This window comes from Methylobacterium brachiatum (assembly GCF_020523825.1).
Lineage (GTDB): Bacteria > Pseudomonadota > Alphaproteobacteria > Rhizobiales > Beijerinckiaceae > Methylobacterium > Methylobacterium brachiatum.
In genome coordinates, this window is the sequence record NZ_JAJALK010000003.1 from 602,344 (window position 1) to 620,712 (window position 18,369).

Annotated in this window: 13 protein-coding genes and 2 pseudogenes; 7 read left to right on the top strand and 8 right to left on the bottom strand. The window is 62.0% G+C overall.

The window, feature by feature from the left end:
• From LGR69_RS09965 to LGR69_RS09990, 6 genes and pseudogenes are all read right to left on the bottom strand, one after another.
• On the bottom strand, nucleotides 1–2,235 hold the full coding sequence (locus LGR69_RS09965) for a DDE-type integrase/transposase/recombinase (protein WP_081948797.1): 2,235 nt from the start codon (nucleotides 2,233–2,235) through the stop codon (nucleotides 1–3).
• Entirely contained in the window at nucleotides 2,232–3,047 is an 816-nt protein-coding gene (locus LGR69_RS09970; protein WP_139239581.1) for a hypothetical protein, read from the bottom strand. The genes LGR69_RS09965 and LGR69_RS09970 overlap by 4 nt, the downstream gene beginning before the upstream one ends.
• A gap of 700 nt (nucleotides 3,048–3,747) precedes the next feature.
• Nucleotides 3,748–4,326: an ABC transporter C-terminal domain-containing protein gene (locus LGR69_RS09975; RefSeq protein ID WP_139239580.1), complete on the bottom strand. Its 579-nt coding sequence runs from the start codon at nucleotides 4,324–4,326 to the stop codon at nucleotides 3,748–3,750.
• A 1,862-nt stretch (nucleotides 4,327–6,188) separates the two neighbouring features.
• Nucleotides 6,189–6,659: a hypothetical protein gene (locus LGR69_RS09980; protein WP_139239579.1), complete on the bottom strand. Its 471-nt coding sequence runs from the start codon at nucleotides 6,657–6,659 to the stop codon at nucleotides 6,189–6,191.
• Nucleotides 6,660–6,895: 236 nt separating this feature from the next.
• Nucleotides 6,896–7,995, bottom strand: a protein-coding gene (locus LGR69_RS09985; RefSeq protein ID WP_089231740.1) for an IS3-like element ISMex11 family transposase whose coding sequence is annotated in 2 segments (ribosomal slippage) — nucleotides 6,896–7,743 and nucleotides 7,743–7,995 — 1,101 coding nt in all. Because the reading frame shifts where the segments join, the coding sequence is not laid out codon by codon here.
• Nucleotides 7,996–8,073: 78 nt separating this feature from the next.
• Nucleotides 8,074–9,116, bottom strand: a pseudogene (locus LGR69_RS09990) (IS3 family transposase); the annotation flags it as partial.
• 156 nt (nucleotides 9,117–9,272) lie between these two features.
• On the opposite strand from LGR69_RS09990, the gene LGR69_RS09995 reads away from it, so the two are divergent.
• The 4 genes and pseudogenes from LGR69_RS09995 to LGR69_RS10010 all read left to right on the top strand — a co-directional run bounded on the left by LGR69_RS09995 (nucleotide 9,273) and on the right by LGR69_RS10010 (nucleotide 13,479).
• Nucleotides 9,273–9,473: a hypothetical protein gene (locus LGR69_RS09995; RefSeq protein WP_059410323.1), complete on the top strand. Its 201-nt coding sequence runs from the start codon at nucleotides 9,273–9,275 to the stop codon at nucleotides 9,471–9,473.
• A 318-nt stretch (nucleotides 9,474–9,791) separates the two neighbouring features.
• Nucleotides 9,792–11,205: pseudogene (locus tag LGR69_RS10000) on the top strand (TAXI family TRAP transporter solute-binding subunit).
• A 170-nt stretch (nucleotides 11,206–11,375) separates the two neighbouring features.
• Complete coding sequence (locus tag LGR69_RS10005; protein WP_179696864.1) at nucleotides 11,376–12,281, top strand: tyrosine-type recombinase/integrase; 906 nt, start codon at nucleotides 11,376–11,378, stop codon at nucleotides 12,279–12,281.
• Nucleotides 12,282–12,285: 4 nt separating this feature from the next.
• Nucleotides 12,286–13,479 carry an IS91 family transposase gene (locus tag LGR69_RS10010; RefSeq protein WP_043388075.1) on the top strand — a complete coding sequence of 398 codons (1,194 nt, stop codon included), beginning with the start codon at nucleotides 12,286–12,288 and terminating at the stop codon, nucleotides 13,477–13,479.
• Nucleotides 13,480–14,129: 650 nt separating this feature from the next.
• On the opposite strand, the gene LGR69_RS10015 is transcribed toward LGR69_RS10010, so the two are convergent.
• Entirely contained in the window at nucleotides 14,130–15,590 is a 1,461-nt protein-coding gene (locus tag LGR69_RS10015) for a M48 family metalloprotease (protein WP_059410299.1), read from the bottom strand.
• 18 nt (nucleotides 15,591–15,608) lie between these two features.
• A complete protein-coding gene (locus LGR69_RS10020) occupies nucleotides 15,609–16,178 on the bottom strand; it encodes a LemA family protein (RefSeq protein ID WP_059410300.1) in 570 nt (189 codons plus the stop codon).
• A 147-nt stretch (nucleotides 16,179–16,325) separates the two neighbouring features.
• Here LGR69_RS10020 and LGR69_RS10025 point away from each other — a divergent pair, with 147 nt between their 5' ends.
• The 3 genes from LGR69_RS10025 to LGR69_RS10035 all read left to right on the top strand — a co-directional run bounded on the left by LGR69_RS10025 (nucleotide 16,326) and on the right by LGR69_RS10035 (nucleotide 17,868).
• Nucleotides 16,326–16,994 carry a PspA/IM30 family protein gene (locus tag LGR69_RS10025; RefSeq protein WP_059410301.1) on the top strand — a complete coding sequence of 223 codons (669 nt, stop codon included), beginning with the start codon at nucleotides 16,326–16,328 and terminating at the stop codon, nucleotides 16,992–16,994.
• A complete protein-coding gene (locus LGR69_RS10030) occupies nucleotides 16,994–17,263 on the top strand; it encodes a hypothetical protein (RefSeq protein ID WP_143739342.1) in 270 nt (89 codons plus the stop codon). Before LGR69_RS10025 ends, LGR69_RS10030 begins: the two co-directional genes overlap by 1 nt.
• Before the next feature lie 80 nt (nucleotides 17,264–17,343).
• Nucleotides 17,344–17,868 (top strand): hypothetical protein, encoded by a 525-nt coding sequence (locus LGR69_RS10035; RefSeq protein ID WP_059410302.1) that lies wholly within the window; start codon nucleotides 17,344–17,346, stop codon nucleotides 17,866–17,868.
• The last annotated feature ends 501 nt before the right edge of the window (nucleotides 17,869–18,369 follow it).

Genomic DNA, 18,369 nt, shown 5'->3' on the forward strand with positions numbered 1-18,369 from the left:
TCAATCCTCCTCACCGAGGAGATCGCTCATATCTATTTCATCGGCAGGCATGTCATCGTAGATATCGACGATGTCCTCATCATCCGTATTTATTGCATTTATATTTTCTTCGCAGACCGCCTGGCTTTTATCTTGCGCCGCCAATTGGCCGAACAGATCAAGCGCAGTGCCGTCACGAACCAGACGCGTCAAAGCATGTTTACATACGCCGTCGACCATCACGCCGGTAAATCGTGCAGCGGTAACTGCACCGCGAGATGAACCAAGCTTCGAGGCTTTGTCGGTTTTGATGCCCATGCATCCAATCGACCGGCGGAACAGCGCCGAAAATCCATCCTCATAGTCGATCTTCGATTGCGGATTCTTTTTCTTCTGGCGAAGAAGCGCCTGTACAACTTCGTCCTGCCAAACAGTCCTGCCGTGTGCTGCCGCTGCGGTACAGGGAACAGCAATCTCTGAGGGAGTATCAGTATTAGGAACGGACACGAATATAACGCCGACGTCTCGTAGTGAAATTCTGCCAATCAGCGGAGTCATAGAGTTTTTGCGAACTCCGAAATTACCCGACGTACGGCGGATGCTCTGAAGCTCCGGGGATTGATAATGCTTGTTGCGCCACTGTATCCCCTCCCGGCCAGCGTTCACCTTTACCTCAATGGAGGCAAGAACGTCTACGCGAGCTTGTTCATCAGGAGTCAGAAGCCTAGGCTTATAGTTTCGCAGACCTCGCAGCCAGCGTTGCTCCGGGGTTTCCCAATCAAGACCTCTTTGGGGTCTGCGAGCGTAAACAGTGATAAAATATTCGTGCAGAAGCGCAACGAAATCATCTAGTTCAATAGCCGCCTCCTTCGCGGGGTTTGCAGCACCCCTGTCACGAGGGCTTGATCCGGTTCTTCCTTTAAGCCAAGAGACGAAATCATTCTCGAGCGTTCCAAAAAATCGTTCAATGTATGGTTTATCGTCTGGAAATCTGGGTCGCGCCAGCTCGAAGCCAATTCCAACTCTGCGGAGAGATCTCGCCATCTGTCTGCCGACGTACTCCCGTGCGCGATCGAACCGGACCTTGGTAGGCTTGCCATGTGCGAGCAGTGAGCCGCTGATATGCGGGAAGCGTTGAGCCACGTAGGTCTTTTCCTGAACGCCATGAGCAATGCACATCAAAGAAGGCAGCAGACCAGTACCTTCGAAAGACGGGTAGAATCCAACGGGATAGCCCGAGTAAACGTCTATCGCTAAAGTTATGTCCAATCTGCCTAACGCCGATTTTGACAACATTTGCCCGAGTTCTGTGCTTCCTAAAATGGGGATGAGGTCGATCGAGTGATGGTCAAGCTCCCAATGCTGATTGATACGTGTTGGCCGGACGAGTTTTCCGACGGCACCGAATTCCAAGTCCGCCGCATGTTTACCCTTTGTAGCTGCAAGCCGTATCCATCCGTCGTAACGATTGAACTCTGAAGTCACAGTTGTTGTTCTTACTGGCGGTATTTGGAGACTCTCCTCCAAATTTATTTCTTTAATTTTGGTGTTTACTTGACCGCGGATAATACCTGGCCGCAAGGCATGAGGTAGAGTGTCGGCTTGTTCACGAATGATCGTGGCAATAAGGTCCAGCACACGTTGGGATATTTTACGGTTGTATGGACGTTGGTAGTTGCCGTGGACGTTCGCCATCGGAGAGCCCTTCTTAAGCTCCGATCTCTGCAACCAACGCAAAATGCTGCGGGCCGATCGCATGGCCGGTGGATGAACGTCCTTTGGTAGAGCAGCATCTACGATTTCGCGAACAATCAATGCATTCGTTTCGTTTCGCGCGAACCTCTCACCTCGTTCTTCGGCGTCTCGGATCCTGCGCGCAAACTCTTCGACATATAAATCCTTCAATCCTGCAACTTCTCGCGCTTTTTTAGGAAGCGCCTCAAATTTCTCGTCATGCCTATACGACTCAGGCTCTGCATTTAGTCCGGCGATGTTTTTTCTACCAGGCCTTTTTATTTCGCCGAGCGCAATTTTGTGAATATATTCGGTCGGCAGCAGCTCAATCAGCCGAGGAGGGCCGGTTTCGGATTTGAAAATAAGTGGCGCACACCCTTCATCTTTATGAAGGAAACTAAACGGCCTTCCTTCGTAGATAATGAAAGCCCCGACCTCAAGATCGTCAGGTACAATATGATCTATGGTGACCGGCTCGATTGAGTCTTCGCTGCTCAGGTCCGCTTCCATGACGTCCGTCATACCTCGTCCCTCCGTCTGCCGGTGAGGAAGACAAGGCTCTCGTCTCTAGGGATTTCGTGGAGATCGATCCCGAGGAGGCCCTCACTTACACGCGCCAGAACCGTCCCCCGCGGGTCCTCTGCTTCACGCAGAACAGCGGACGCGGCATCCAGCGTCGTGGCGTTTTCGGCTGCGATAATATGTTCCCGGAGGCGGCGCCAATCCCCCTCACTAATCGGACGTCCGCCATGTGAGACCAGTTCGTCCACTACCTCCGGTGCAGCCATGTTGGCGATATGAAGGTCTAAGACCAATTTCCATTGTAGGCCGCAGCGTGTGTAGGCTTGCCGCACGGCACGGAGGCGAGCGCGCACAAGTGCGGCTTTCTCCCATTTCCGGATGCCCGACTCGTCGTAGCGGTCGGCCGGTTTCGGTGGCCACAGATCACAAGCACGCTTATTCTCAAGTCGGAACCTTGTTCCACCTAAAATGCTTAGAAAGTCCGGAGTGTACTCGAAGGAATTGCCTTCGGTACCCGTAACGCGGATGGTTTCAGGCTGGGCGTAGAATGCGTCAACGGCGGAGTGAACGTCCATCAGCATGCTGCAACGCTCTTCGGTCACAGACTCGAAGACGGTGTGGTTCATCATCTTCCACGAGTAGAACCCGCCAACTTTCCTTGAGCCACCTTGAGTGATGATCCGCCGTACGGGTTCGCCAGTTGGATATCTGAATACCTCTACGCCCGGACCAAGGCTTTCCCAGACTTTTTCGGGTCCAGATTTATGCAGTATTCTTTTGTCAGCGCTCCTAAATACACGAGGTTGAAACATGACATCTCCTCCGATAAACTAAACCTCTCCTTCTGCGATCGGCAGTTCAGTCGCTTGGCCCGATAAATATGCTTATTTCTACAGGGAAAATTTTTCGTCTACTGCTGCCAATCCACACTCAGCCGCGCGCCATCTGCTCGCCGTGCTGTGCCTGCTGCCGTTATTGCCCGCGCCCCGGAACGGCTTGAGGAACGGCTACGGACCAACACGACGCGAGCTCGATGCATGAGGGAGTCGATGACACCTCTTGGCGGGGGCCGGTCCGGCACCCACTTCGCCGCGCTCGATATCCAAGGTTGGGAGCCGGATGGACGGGCCTTCCAACCTGCTGAGCTGTTTGCCCGCGGAACACAGGGGCGCGTGCTGAAAGCCGTCGACCGCCCAGTACCGACCGATCCCACAGGGGAGAGGCTTGCCTTTGACGTCAAAAATGCCAAAGTCTCAGCGCTCGGCCCGTGCCTCTGCTTGCTACAGCGGCATGGTACCTGCAGAGTGTCGGTCGAAGTCCCTGCTTGCCACAGGGGCTTCGAAACAGACGAATCGAAAGTGTCTGGAGGTGCGAAGCTGGTTGCTAGCCTGAGATTCGCACCTGGAAGGCGCGGCCCAAAAGGCCGCGCCTTCGCTTTGCGCTATTGCGCACCACCTTTCCGGCGGCCTCCCAGCTGTAAGCCGGTGAATTCATGCTTCCTCCGCTGCACAGTCATGCTGGCACGATTGCCAAACCTGGCGACTCGGAGTCAGTTGGCGCTCCTTTGATGGACCACCTCTGATCTACCCGACTAAATGACACGAGCTGAGACCGATGGAGAGCCGTCTTGCACTTCGCAAGCACGGATATCGAGACGGTCCCATCTTCAGCGAATCGAGAATTGATCTCCGCAGATGTGACGCTTGAAGGATACGCTGCTTCGATCATCTCGACGACCAGAAGCACGGCTTTTTGACGCGCTGGACACAGTTGGCGCGTCAATTCAGCCAGCTTGTCTCTATCAACCAACCGCTTCTTGTCAGTGGGTGCAGTCGTAGTATTTTTTCCCTTTATCGGCCGACTTCGCTGCTCAGAAGGACCACCTCGCATGTCGCCATTGATGGGTATGAGAGGTAAATGCCCTTGTCGCTCCTGATGTGGAACGGCCGCGGTCTCGAAAAATTCCATGGCTTCGAGCGTTCTCATACGCAGTACTGCGACTGCTCGCTTAGAAGCGATCTGCTGAACCTGCTGCTCCATGGCAGCGATTTCAGCCTCAAGCTGCTCAATCTCTCGACGTCGTTTCGACATCTGGGTTCGCTCCCTCAGGCGGAGACGAAGAGCAATCCTCGGCATTTTGTAGAGCATTGGACAGCGGTGGCAAGTGGCTTGGATGGACATGGACGATTGATCTCCGCTGCCCTCCAAAAGCTCCGGACACATTCGGATCGGCCCCGCTCCGGAACAATCAGCTGATTATCCGTACTCAAGGACGCGAGCTAGGACTTCAAAGCTGTCTTGGGTCCACAGTCCGATCTTGGATTCAAGGAACGTCGGACGGTTGTGCTTGGTGCGATTGGCTTCTCGATATCGAGAGTGACCAAGCCCTGGCATACAAGAGCAAGGATTGCATCGACTGGGTCGACTCGTGACGTCGAGATGCATGCGAGCAACTCCGCCAACTTGAGGCCATTCGGCGCAGCATCTAGCTTTCCTAAAATTCTCACTCTGTCTCCGATAGATACGATGCTCTTTCGAGTGGCCCATATTGCTCTTGCATTACTCGCTCTTGGCTCCCGCAGAATCGTCGATCTGCTGATTCTTATCTGGTCTTTCGCTTGGTTTGAGTCAGTGCTGTTGGTGTGGTCCCGAACGAGGGAAACACGCATCTGCCCGCCCAAAATGGTAACGATCAAGTTCAGCACTTCGTGGGGGAGCGGCTCGGACTCGGCTTCGAATGCTATCACAGACGGATCAAGGGATAGTTGGACAAGGGCATCACGGTGCCAGCGCTGATTATATCTGATCGGCCGCATGTTTTTTATCGATACAAAACTGTGACGACTCGCTTTCCGTCCAAATTCGTTCCTTAGTTCAGCTGGGGAGATTGGGTCCATCTTGATTGCCTCCATGCCTGCTCAGCTCGCACCGGCAACGCACGGATCGGCGAGACATTAACTCATCGCGGCGGCAATCATCGCGAGCCAGCTGCCATCATTAACATCCGACATCCGGCGGCATTGCCTCCGATCGGCCCCGAAATACCAGCATGGATACAGTATAGACAAAATGGCGCACCACCAAATGAACGCTTCTGGCGGATCTGTGAATCATGGGGATGCCCGTCACCGGTTGTTACTGTAACCGCTTGAGCCGTCTGATGTAATGAGCGACTTGTCCACGCTGCTCGGGATCGGTGCTATCGGAGGCGCAACGGGCAAATCGGAGTGGGAGCCCGCAGAATTTTTCGCTGCGCCTTCTCGGCCATCTTCTGGCGGATCCAGACCGAAGCAAGCGGCGCGCTGTGGGAGTCGAGCCTGGACCTTGGCGATGGACCGCCCAGCTCTCCATCTATTGAGCCCGCGCTTGCGTTTGGAAGCGGCTCCTCAGCCTCTCAGGAGTACGGCTCGCAAGGCGGCGCGGTTTCTCTCGACGGAACCAGCGGGCTCGCTCCGGAGAATGGGGCCAGTGGTTGCGAAATGACGGAGTTTGCAGCTGAAACCGAGACGATCGTTAGGCTCATGGCCGATCACTTGGTGGGTGTGCCACCACGGTGCGCGTGATCGCTGATGGCAAGGCCTCGCGACAGCCTTGATTGTGCCGGCGCAGGGTATGAGTGGCCGCTTGCGTTCCCGCTGCTCGATCAGCTTCCGGGCATGCTTAGGTAGGCTGTCGGCAATCGCGACCATGACAGCTACTTCTTCCGCGAGCACGTCTGGAGCAAGGACGCTCGGCCCGCGATCCCGCCGCCGAGGAATGAGTCTCCCGCCGCTTGCCCGAAATGACGCCTCAACGGCTGCAACCGGGTTGAGCAACTCTCAGCTCAACTGAAGGACCGACGTGCGGCGGCCAGCCGCTGGGGGAAGACGGCTACCAGCTTGGACGGTGCGTCCGTCTTCCCGTTGACCTCGAGACGTCGCGGGCGTTCGCGTGCGATCGACGACTGCGAGATGCTAACTTTCACCAGTAGTACTTCTGCTCATCTTGACATATTGGTGCTCTAACCAGCGGCGCATACTCGCAATCAATTCGGATTTTCGGCCACTTATAGCTGCGCGCGCAAGCATGTCGTCGAACACGATATCAAAAGCGTCCTTTCCCGCACCTCCTTCCGGCGAAATGGGTGCGCCGATATGCAACTCGAGAGTCAGCAAGAGGTCGACGAGATAGGCGATTTCGGGCGGTGGCCCTTCGCTGACCCATCGGCTCACGCTGCGAGTTGAACTGCCGACCTCCTCCGCGAATGCTGCATCCGTTCGCCCTAGCTCACGGAGGCGCGAACGGAATTCCGCGCCGGTCATATTCGTCAGATGACTCTTGGAACGCCCGACCACGCAGGTTCCTTCGATCGCAGGTGCATCGCAGCCACCTGCGAAGGTGCCTCGCTTGGAGCATAACATCATTCCTTCGTGGATGTTTGTCACTCCGCGTCGGCACTTGTGCGGGCTCGCTCGGGAGCTGGTGCAACGGCTCGCCTCCGCGCTCAGCTGGTATGAGGCTACGTGTGGGGCAAAGCCCGAGTGGGCGCAGCCAGCCAACTGGCGGATCAGTCGCGCGAGCTGACGTCCCCCCATCGCTTTGGTCCGGCGTGAGTGCGAGTTTTCCGGTTTTGTGAGGGTCCCCCGGATTTTGGTCCGGCCGAAAGGTGAGCCTCCGGATCTCATTCGGCGGCCTGCAGGGCCGCCGCCAGGGCGAATTCCTGGGGTGTCAGCCACCCCAGGGCGGTGTGAGGACGGCTCTCGTTGTACTGCCGCCGCCACGTCTCGATCTTGCTCCTGGCGTCGGCCAACGACAAGAACCAGTTCGCGTTCAGGCACTCGTCGCGCAGGCGGCCGTTGAACGACTCGACCAGCGCGTTGTCGGTCGGCTTGCCAGGGCGCGAGAAGTCCAACGTGACGCCGTTCTCGTAGGCCCAGCGGTCGAGTGCTTTCGAGACGAACTCAGGCCCATTATCGACCTGGATCGCGCACGGTGCTCCGCGCAGCATTGCCAAGCGGGCGACGACCGCCACGACCTGCTCGCCCTTGTTGCCTTGGTCGACCTCAATCGCCAGGGCCTCGCGCGTGAACGCATCGACGACCGTCAGAGCTCGCAGCCGGCGGCCATCGAACAGCGCGTCGGAGACGAAGTCCATCGACCAGCGTTCGTTCGGCCGGAGCGCGGCCGGCTGACGCTCACGGTGTGCCGCACTGACGTGCCGGCGGGGCCGCTTGAGCCGCAGGCTAAGGCCCTCATCCCTGTAGAGGCGGTGGACCCTTTTGTGATTCACCCGCCAACCTTCCCGGCGCAGCAGGATGTAGATCCTGAAGTAGCCGTAGCGCACCCGGCTCTTGGCCAGATCGCAGATGCGCATCCGCAGTGGTGCCTGATCGGGCTTGGTCGAGCGGTAGCGGACGCCCGACCGGCCGACGCCGAGCGCGGCGCAGCCGCGCCGCTCGCTCACCCCGTGCGCCTCCTGAACCTGGTGCACGAGTTCGCGTCGCCGAGCAGGCGTCAGAGCTTTTTTGCGAGCACGTCCTGCAAGATGTGCTTGTCGAGGCTCAGATCGGCCACGAGTTGCTTGAGCTTGCGGTTCTCGTCCTCAAGCTGCTTCAGCCGCCTCAGCTCGCCTGTGCCCAAGCCGCCGTAGAGCTTCTTCCAGCGGTAAAACGTCTGCTCGGAGATGCCCATCCGACGCAGCACCTCCGCGACCGGTGTCCCGGTCTCGGCCTGCTTCAGCGCGAAGGCGATCTGCTCCTCGGTGAACCTGCTCTTCTTCACGGCTCTGCTCCTCCCCTCAGGGTCTCACAAAACCGGAAAACTCGCACTCACGCCGGACCAAAGCGATGGGGGGACGTCATCGGCTCGTGTCTGGAACGCGGTGCGCCAGACCAACTCGCTCTTCAGCGTCTTGAAGAACGTCTCGACCATCGCGTTGTCGAAGCAATTTCCCTTGCCAGACATCGAAATCACGATGCCATGTCCTCGTAGTTCTGCCTGATACTCGTTTGAACAGTACTGACTGTCGCGGTCGGAATGATGGAGCAGATCTGATCCAGGCTGCCGGACGACGAGGGCTCGTCGCAGCGCGGTCAGCGCGAGTTCCTTGTGGAGACGGTCGCTCGCCGCCCAGCCCACGACCCGCCGAGAGTACAAGTCGAGGACCACCGCCAGGTACAGCCAACCCTCCCGCGTCCAGATGTAGGAGATATCGCTTCCCCACTTCCGATCCGGCCCGGCCGCCATGAAGTCCTGGTCGAGGTGGTTGGGCGCGATCGGGAAGGCGTGGCCGCTGTCCGTCGTGCGCCGGAAGCGGCGCGGCTGGCGAGCCTTGAGCCCGTTCTCCCGCATCAGCCGGGCCACGCGCCTTCTGCCTGCCGCCAAACCCTGCTCACGCAACTCGTGGGTCATGCGCGGGCTGCCGTACGTCTCGTGCGAGAGCGTGAACGCGGATCGGACGTGGGCAAGCAGCACGAGGTCCTCGCGCTGCCGCGTCGAGGCCGGACGACTCTTCCAGGCAAAGTAGCCGCTCGGACTGACATCGAGAACCTTGCACAGGCGCGCGACAGGGAAGTCCTTCTTCGCCGCGTCGATGAGGCGGAACCTCATCGACTTCCCTCCTTGGCGAAAAAAGCCGTGGCCCGCTTCAGGATCTCCCGCTCCTGGCGCAGCACCTCGTTCTCGCGCCGCAGACGCTTGAGCTCGGCGGCCATGTCCTCCTGCCGATCGGCCGGTGGGTTGTCCATCTCCCGCTCGCGTCGACCGTCGATCCAGTTGCGCAGCGTCGAGAGCCCGACACCGAGATCGGCGGCGACCTCGCGGCGGGACCGCCCGCTCGTCTGGGCCAATCGCACCGCCTCAGCACGAAACTCAGGGGTAAAGGTCTGCTTCCGGTCTGCCATCGGACCCCTCCTCCTTCAGGAAAAGAGCTCTCCACTTTCTCGAGGCAAGTCCAGATACCCTCATGTGTGCCTGTAGTCCGCCGCTACGATGGAGCGGGGCTCGGCCTCGCGAGCGCCATCTAGCCAGCCTATGCAGGGCGCCCAGCAGGAGGATCTATGGGTTACATCATCGCTGGCGCCAACCTCGCCAACACCGAGAAGCCGAGCGTCGTCCATCAGGCCGAGACAGCCACCGAGGCGCTTCAAAGAGTCCAGGAGCTCGAGGGAGACGGCTACCACGTGCGCACATCCACCGCTGAGGGCGAGGACCTATCGATAGCCACCCTGGCAGCCAGCATCGTGCTTGATGAGGCTTGATGAGGCACGCGAAAAAGCCCGCGCCGGCGAGCCGGGGGGTCCGAGAGAGGGAAAGCGCTTCCAAGCGTCCTCGATAGCGCTGAACCGGATCGCCGCTGAGTACCTTTTTTGGACATCCTGAAACGCGAAAACGGTGCCCCAGCCGAACGTCGACGGCGAGATTACCGGCTGAGCGGGCAGCCCCCCACATGCTCGCACGCGTCCAAGCAGGAGCGGCCGATTGCTCGGCGGCCTACTCCTCGCCCACTCGAAAACAGGCATCACGTCGCCCACCTGGGCAACACTATCTGGCAGGGCCGCGGCGGGCGAGGAGCGTGCGTGCGTAAGTTGGCATTTCCGGTTGGCCGGGAAGCATGGCTTCTTCTCGGTCTGGCGTTCCTTGTCGTCCTCGGGATCGCCGCCGCGCTCCACCTGATGCGGCCTACGGCGCTGACCATCGCGGTCGCCCCGAAAGGCGGCCCCGAGCCGGCCCTGTTACGGGCCTACGCCGACGAACTCGCCCGCAGGAAGCTCGGCATCCGGCTGACGGTGTCGGCTTTCGACGGGGTGCGCGAGAGTGCAGAGGCGCTCAAGACCGAAGGCCGACCTCGCGGTAGTCCGTCCGGACGTCTCGATGCCGGGGAACGGCCTTACCCTAGCCGTCTTGCGAAGGCTGGCGGCGTTCGTTGTCGCCCCCGCGCAATCCGGTATCAAGGATTTCCCGGATTTGGCGGCCAGGCGACTAGGCGTGCTGTCGAACAGGACCGCCGATAGGGCGCTGGTCGGCACCTTGGTCGCCCATTACGAAATGGAGCTTCTGACCGGCGCTCCAGGCGGCCCCCTACCGCAGAAGGCTGTCGCCCTCGTGCCGGTAGAGGAGACCGATGTGGCGGCCGCGCTTGGGGACGGCCGTATCGACGCGATGGTGCTGTTGACGACGCCTACGTCCTCGGCCGCGCGGCGGGTTGTCGGGCTGGTTCGAGAGGCGAGCGCCGATGGCGAGGTCGCACTGTTCGGCGTACCCGACACCGCCGCGGTGCTGGCGCGCTGGCCGCGCGTGCAGCCGGTCACAGTGCCGGCCGCCCTGTTCGGCGGCCATCCGCGCCTTCCGGCGGAGGACGTGGCGACAGTCGGCTCGTCTTACCGCCTGATGGCGCGGGCCGACCTGTCGCGCAGCCTCGCCGCGGAGGTGACGCAGCACCTGTTCGAGATGCGCGCGGCCCTAGCCGAGACCGTCCCGGCAGCGGAAGACGTCAGCCATCCGGATTATGAGGATACGGCGGACGCTACCAGCGCCCGCTTGCCCATCCACCCAGGCGCCATCGACTACTACGAACGCGAGCAGGAGACCTTCATCGAGCGCTACGAGAGCTGGATCTACCTCGTGGCCATCCTGGGTGGCGGCCTGGGCTCGACGGCGGCCTGGGTGAGGCAGCGCCTCGGGCGCATCCGCCGGGAGAGGATCGAAGTGGCCACCGCGCGGCTGCTGGAGCTCCGGTCCGACGCACGCCGCGAGACCGACCCCGAGCGCCTGGAGAACATGGCCGGTGAGGTGGAAGACCTCGCGGGCAGCATAGCGCGCCACGCACTAAACAGGCCAACCGAGGCGCGGACGCTAGGCGCCGCCACGCTGGCCATCGACGCGGCCCGCTCGACGATCCGGCGCGCTATCGTTCGTGAGGGATACCCCTCGCTAAATGACCAAGCCTCACCCCTCGACGTCTGCTTCCAGGATACAAGCAAGAATGGCTGAATGACCGGGATGGTCGCGAAGCAGACGGCCGGAGTTGGCCGAAGAACGAACCCGCTGCGCGGGAGGGTGCGTGTGGTGAGGGCGCGGTAGGGTCGGGACCGTCGCGCATCGTTTGAGGCCCGTCGGAGGCGGGTCGAGCATCGAGGCTCCTTCATCCGAGGAGCCCCACGATGCACGATCTTCTCCCCGCCAGCGCGGTCAGCCCCCTGCGCCAGCGCCTGATCGACGACATGAGCCTGCGCCGGTTCTCGCACGAGACCCAGCGCAACTACATCCGCGACGTCGGCCGCCTCGCCACCTTCCTCGGGCGCCGGCCCGACACGGCCACCGCGCAGGACCTGCGCCGCTTCCAGGTCGAGCAGCGCGAGGCCGGCGTGCCGGTGCCGACCCTCAACGCCATCGTCTCGGCATTGCGCTTCTTCTTCACCCACACCCTCGACCGGCCCGACCTCGCGCGCCAGCTCGTCCGGCTCGCCTATCCGCGCACGCTGCCGGTGGTGCTCAGCCGCGACGAGGTCACCCGGCTGCTCGACGCCACCACCTGCCTCAAGCATCAGGCTGCTCTGTCGGTGGCCTATGGCGCCGGCCTGCGCGTGGCCGAGGTCGCAGCGCTCAAAGTCATCGACATCGACAGCGCGCGCATGCTCATCCGGGTCGAGCGCGGCAAGGGCGGACGATACCGCAACGCGCTGCTCCCGGCGGACCTGCTCACCCTGCTGCGCCAGTGGTGGAAGGTCGGACGCCAGCAGGGCGTCATGCAGCGTGACGGCTGGCTGTTCCCGGGCCAGCATCCGATGAAGCCGATCAGCACCCGCCACCTCCACCGCATCGTGGTCGAGGCGGCCCGGGCGGCCGATATCGCCAAGCGGGTCGGCCCGCACACCCTGCGCCACAGCTTCGCCACCCACCTCTTGGAGGACGGCATCGACATCCGGGTGATCCAGGTCTTGCTCGGGCACGCCAAGCTGGAGAACACGGCGTTCTACACCAAGGTCGCCACCCGCACGGTACGCACCGTGACCAGTCCGCTGGACAAGCTGGGTCTGTTCAAGACGGGAGAGATCGCGCCCGGCTGAGACGGTGCGCGCCGCGATCGAGGTCGCCGACGTCTTCCGCGCTGCTGGGCCGGCCTACCGGGCGGCCCAGGCCGGCCACCTGAGCCTGCGGCAGCTCAAGGTCATGGCGGCGATCGAGCACTGCCGCACCGCCGCGCTCGGCGGCCACGTCGAGGGCTGCGGCGACTGCGGCCACCGGCGGATCGCCTACAACTCCTGCCGCAACCGGCACTGCCCCAAATGCCAAGGGGCGGCGGCCCGCACATGGCTGGCCGAGCGCGAGGCCGACCTGCTGCCGGTGGGCTACTTCCACGTCGTGTTCACCCTGCCGACGCAGGTCGCCGACATCGCCCTCCAGAACAAGGCCGCCGTCTACGACCTGCTGTTCCGCGCGGCGTCGGAGACGATGCTGACCATCGCTGCCGATCCCAGGCACCTCGGCGCCCGCATCGGCCTGACCGCCGTGCTGCACACCTGGGGCTCGGCGCTGACGCATCATCCCCACGTCCACATGATCGTGCCCGGCGGCGGCCTCTCGCCTGATGGTGCACGGTGGGTGTCGTCGCGGCCGGCCTTCCTCCTGCCGGTGCGGGTGCTGGGCAAGCTGTTCCGCCGCCTGTTCCTGGTCGGGCTGAGCGCGCTGCACGCGGCCGGACGGCTCGTCTTCTTTGGCGGCCTAGCGCCCCTGGCCGAGCGCCGCGCCTTCCTGCGCCATCTGTCCCCGGCCCGGACGAAGCGCTGGGTCGTCTACGCCAAAGCCCCGTTCGCCGGTCCCGCGGCGGTGCTGGCCTACCTGTCGCGCTACACCCACCGTGTGGCGATCTCGAACAGCCGGCTGATGAGCTTCGATGAGGCCGGCGTCACCTTCCGCATCAAGGACTACCGTCGCGACGGGCCTGAGCGCTACGGCACCCTGACGCTGGGCCCGCACGAGTTTATCCGGCGCTTCCTGCTGCACGTCCTACCCAAGGGCTTCCACCGCATCCGCCACTACGGTCTGCTCGCCAGCGCCGGCCGCCGGGCCAACCTCACCCGTATCCGAGCGCTGCTCGCCGTCCCGCCGCCGGTCATCCCGCCCGAGCCCACGGCGCCGCCCGACTGGCGCTCACCCTGCCGGTGCTGCGGCGGCCGCATGACGGTCGTCGAGACCTTCGGCCGCTTCCTGCAACCGCGCGGTCCGCCGACCGCGTCCGCCCTGACCGGGATGAGAGCACCGTGACCCGGCACGTCGTCAGCCACCATCATGCCGCCGGCCTTCGAGCCGCGGCCGGAGGAGCGTTGCGCCCCGACCGCCTCGACCCGCACTTCCGGCCGCCCGATCCAGACCGAGACCCGCCGGCCATCGCTCCGACCACCCCGTGCTGGCCGTCGGCCTGTCCCGGCGGATCACCCCGCCATCTCCGCCGAGCCCCTCGCCGGCCATCGCGCTCGCCCGCGCCATCAGGCCGGATCGCTCAATCCCCATAGCCGACTGCCTCGGTCTCCGCGGGTTCGTTCCTCGGAGACTTTCGTACGCCTGCCGGCGCCCGAAACTCTTCACGAAAGCCGACTGGCTGATTTCGGCACCGCGAGGCGCTAAACCGGACATCGCAGCATTCTTGCTACAGGCGTCTGTGACGCGCGTTTTGCCGACGTTTGAATAGCCGACACGGTTCTCCGACGCGGTTGCAATCGTTTTGGTCGACCGAGCATGCGTGGTCAGTGATCGTCGGGAAAACGTTCGTTTTTTGTACATAACGGTCGAAACAGCTGAATGACCGCTCCGGGTGGTTTCCTGCCTGTCCGCTTACGAGGACCGACGCAACCAAACCGGACCTGCAAACAGATCGTGCTGTTTGGCTGGTCGTGCGCTCGACCGTGCTGGATGAGTTAACGACCAACTTCTTTGTTCCGAATGATCTTAGTCGATGCAAAGGTGCCATCCGGTGCGTCGGCCATCATAGTCAACATCGCGCCAAACGGCCCAGCATGCTCGCTTTGTACGGAGAGGAACGCGCTCAACTCTTTCGGATCGCACTTTCGAGCCAGATGTGGAACGTTAGCCATTGAGGCGATCGCCCCAATATTGCAGGCCATACCCTTGGCTGCAGCCGCGAGGAACACGTTGAAGGGCTGCGGATCGAAGATCTCGATCAATACGGCTGGGCGGTCGAGGCGCTTGGCGTTGCAACACAGGATTGCTGCCACCGCCAAGATGACGCCGTAGCTCATGTTGCGGGTCAGGCCGAGCCAATTCCTTGTGTCGTCGGTGGCAACGCGACGGAGGGCGCTCATCGCTCGGAACGCCTCGCGCCGGCCGGGGCTGACAAATGCGTCGCACAGATGGTCGGCCGGTCGGCGCAGTGCATCCGGGCGCGTGTCGCGCCGCGCAGGTGCAATGAGTGCCATCGACCCGGTCATCGCGATGATCGCATTCACGCGCTCATCCATCCTCGGGTGTGTCGCCAGTCCGCCCTCGGCCGCGCCGTCGATCATCATCGCGTCTTGACCGGACGGAAGCCCAGCAATCGCGCTGTGGCCGTGCACCTTCCGCAAGGCCGAGATGAGGGCGGCCGGGTTTTGCGTAGCCTCCACGGCGACTGCGTCGGCGATAAACTCCCGGGATGAGGAGATCAGAAGCCGAACGAGCCGGCCCGCCTTCAGCGCCGACTGGGCGACGAAGCTGACGATCAGCACGAACACGAGGATCGGCGGAAACCACAACGTCAGGATCGGGAGACCCACGAGTTCCTTAAGCGGAGTGGTTTCCTTCATCCGCGGCGTAATCAACAGATCGAGCAGGCGCAGGCACACGTTGGCGGCCGCCATCAGGCGGATGTCGCCATTGCGGATGTGCGCGAGTTCGTGCGCGACCACTCCCGCCAGTTCGTCGTCGTCGAGACCATCGATGAGCCCACGGGTCACCACGACGACCGCGTCCTTGCGTCGGATGCCGCAGGCGAACGCATTCAGCGCACTTGAACGGATCACGCCGACATAAGGTACCGGCAATCCCATACTGAGCGCCAGCGGTTCGACGATGCGGCACAGGCGCGGCTCGTCCTGCTCGTCGACGAACGTGAACGCCATGACCCTGCGCACTGCGTGAACGTGCCAGAGCAGTAGCGCAACGAACAGGATGATGCCGGCGAGCGTCACCAGAACCAGGTAGCGGCTCGCGTAGCCGACCCAGGTGAAGACCGGCGCATGCTCTGGATCGAGGGCGGCAAGCGGCAAGTAGAGCGCTAGTACGGCTCCAACATGGAAAGCGGCGAGAAAGCCGGCGAACAGGACCAGCGAACGCCGGTCATTCGCGGCGATCCAGCCGAACAGGCCGTTGACGCGCAGCATATGGATCTCGCAGGCAAGTCAGAACTTGAAGGCGACAGGTTCGTCGATGAGGACGCGCTCGATGCCAAGGTCGAATGGCTTGCGCAGCTGCATCTTCCAGAGCCGCGCGATGAGGCTGCCGGGGAACTGACGCAGCGTCGCCCCATACTCGCCGACAGAGAGGTTGTAGAAGCGGCGCGACGCCGTGATGCGGTTCTCGGCGGCGACAAACTCGTCGCGCAGCGCCGTGAAGTGGCTCGATGCCTTCAACTCGGGATAGCGCTCGGCCGCCCCGATCAGGGCATTGATGGTCTGTGTTAGGTTCTTCTCAGCCTCAAGGCGTGCCTCGGGCTGGATCGCCGCGAGGGCGGCGGTGCGGGCCTGGATGACGCTGAGCAGGACATCGTGCTCGTGCTTGGCATAGCCTCTGACCGTCTCGACCAGCCCGGGGATCAGGTTCTGCCGGTGCTTGAGGTGCGCATCGATGTCGGCGAAAGCCGTCTCGCAACGCTGATCAAGCGCCACGAGCCGGTTCCGTGTCGCTACGACGATGTAGAACGGAGCGGCGGCCAGCGCGATGGCCAGCAGGACGAGACTGGTATCAATCATAAGGGCAAGCCTCTCCCCAACACACGTGCCAGGATAGAGGCGCCGGGTATAGAAACTGTTTATCTCACCGATAATTACTGTTCGGTATTAATTTAAATTCAATGGGCGACAGGCGATCCTGCTTCATGGATGCTGTTGAGGTGAGCCATGTCTGAATCCATCTTTTCACGGATATCGCGGATTTTATCGGCCTCTGTCGAGGACGCGATCGACAGGCTGGAAGCCGCAGGTGGCCCGGCTGTGATGCGCGAAGCCGTCCGTGAAGCGGAGCGGGCCATCGATCAGGCGAAGGCGGAACTCGAAAGCATCACGGTGCGTCGGCTGCAGGCAGCGCGCCAGCAACAGCTGCTCGCGAAACGCATCGAGGATCTGGGTGGTAAAGCCGCCTTCGCCGTCGATGAGGGCCGAGAGGATCTCGCCGAGGCGGCCCTGTCCCGGCAGATCGACTTTGAGACCCAAGCCAGGGCGCTCGATGATGTGCAGGCGCAGGTTCGGGTTGAGGAGGCAGAACTGGAGGCCGGCCTCGCGGCACTGGTGGCGCGCAAGGGGCAGATGGAGGAAGCGCTTGCCGCCTTCGAGGTCTCCAAAGGCGAGGCGGGGAATGGCTCCGGTTCCATGCGTCGTGAACACACGCCCGGTCAGCGGCTCGACGTTGCGGAGAAGGCGTTCGAGCGCGCCATGAAGGGTGTGGGCGGCGTCGGCTTCACACCGGCTGAAGCAGGGACGATCCACCGGGTTGCGGAGATCGACGCATTGCAGAAGAGCGCGGCCGTCGCCCAGCGGCTGGCTGCGCTCAAGGCAGGGCGGGCAGCCTGATGATCCGCAAGCCGACCGAAGTCTGGGGACGCGAGAGCGCAGTCGTCACCGGGGCACGATCCGCGGCCGTCGCCGGTGCTGCGGCGGCCAGAGCTGGCACGTACTATATGCGCGGCCTGATCTGCTGGAGTTTTGCCCTGCTTTGGGGCTTCGCGGCGCTAGCCGGCGGCCTCCTCGCTGGCAGCCTGCCGACGTTGCTCGGCGTCGGCGCCATGGCAGCCTTCATGGCTTGGTCCGGCAAACGGTTGTTCGCTAAAGCGCGGGGCTAACGTCCCGTCCTCGCTGAAATGTTTAAGTCCCGCTTACGCACCACAGCTGCACGCATCGCACAGCTATCGGAGGCAGACAGATGGTTCGGACCCTCCTGTTCCTTGCCGCCCTAACGTTCACGCTCGTAGGTCCTCTGGTGTACGCAGGACCACAGCTCGCGAGCGATCTGCAAGTCGGCGGACGCTGGGTACTGGTCGACGACCTGGCGATCAAGGAGTCGAAATGCACGCGCTGGTACTATCTCGTGTCGACGTGCCACATCGAGTACGTTGCTCGACGTGATCCAAGCCGCGTCGGCGGGACGCTCAACTATCTCGTGTTTGGCAGTTGGTCCGGTGAACGTGCACGCCTGCTGCGCGCGACCATGGATCCTAGTCGGATCGGGACCACGCTCGGGATAGAGCACATGCAGCAGCGGATCATCTCGTTTGGCGCTTTTGTGTTGATGCTGACCGCCTTCCTGCTGACGATCATCCGATCCGGCTTTTCAATCTCGCGGACAAGCAAGCCTCCTGTAGCCGACCTGAAGGTTGAGGAGCCTGCGCTGGCCACTGGCGTCCGAGCCTTTGGCCGAAGGCAGGACGGACGTGCCAAGCTAACGTGATTGCAAGCCCCTGCGACAAGCTGAGGAGAGCAGGCTCGGGTGAAGCCTCTTGGGTCCGAACCGTAGATCCGACGGTTTGAAGGTGGAGTCAGCCACGACTCGTCGTGCTGAAGTGGGTCGCTATAGGGATCCTACTGGTTGGTCGGCCCATAAAATTGCAGAGCGTAAGGCCTGAGTCGATCTAACATTGACGCACCACGAAGGATGCTCCCGCCACCTGATCGCTCGAAATCTGCTATTCTGCATTCGAGCAATCGCAGTCATCCGCGGCCATAGATTCCGAAGTCCGCTTTTAGCCGGATGAAGCACGAGCCTGGGTGACCGGTTTGGGTCGGCAGCGGATCCTTAAGGGCCGATCCGCACGTCCCCGAAGGTCTCACGGACGCGATCCAGAATGCCCACGTCTTCCGTCTCGACCTCACACTGATCCGCCCCCAATGAAGTGGTCCGCCCTTTGGTATGGCTTTGAGCCTGGAGGACGGATCGATGTCGAGGAAGCGA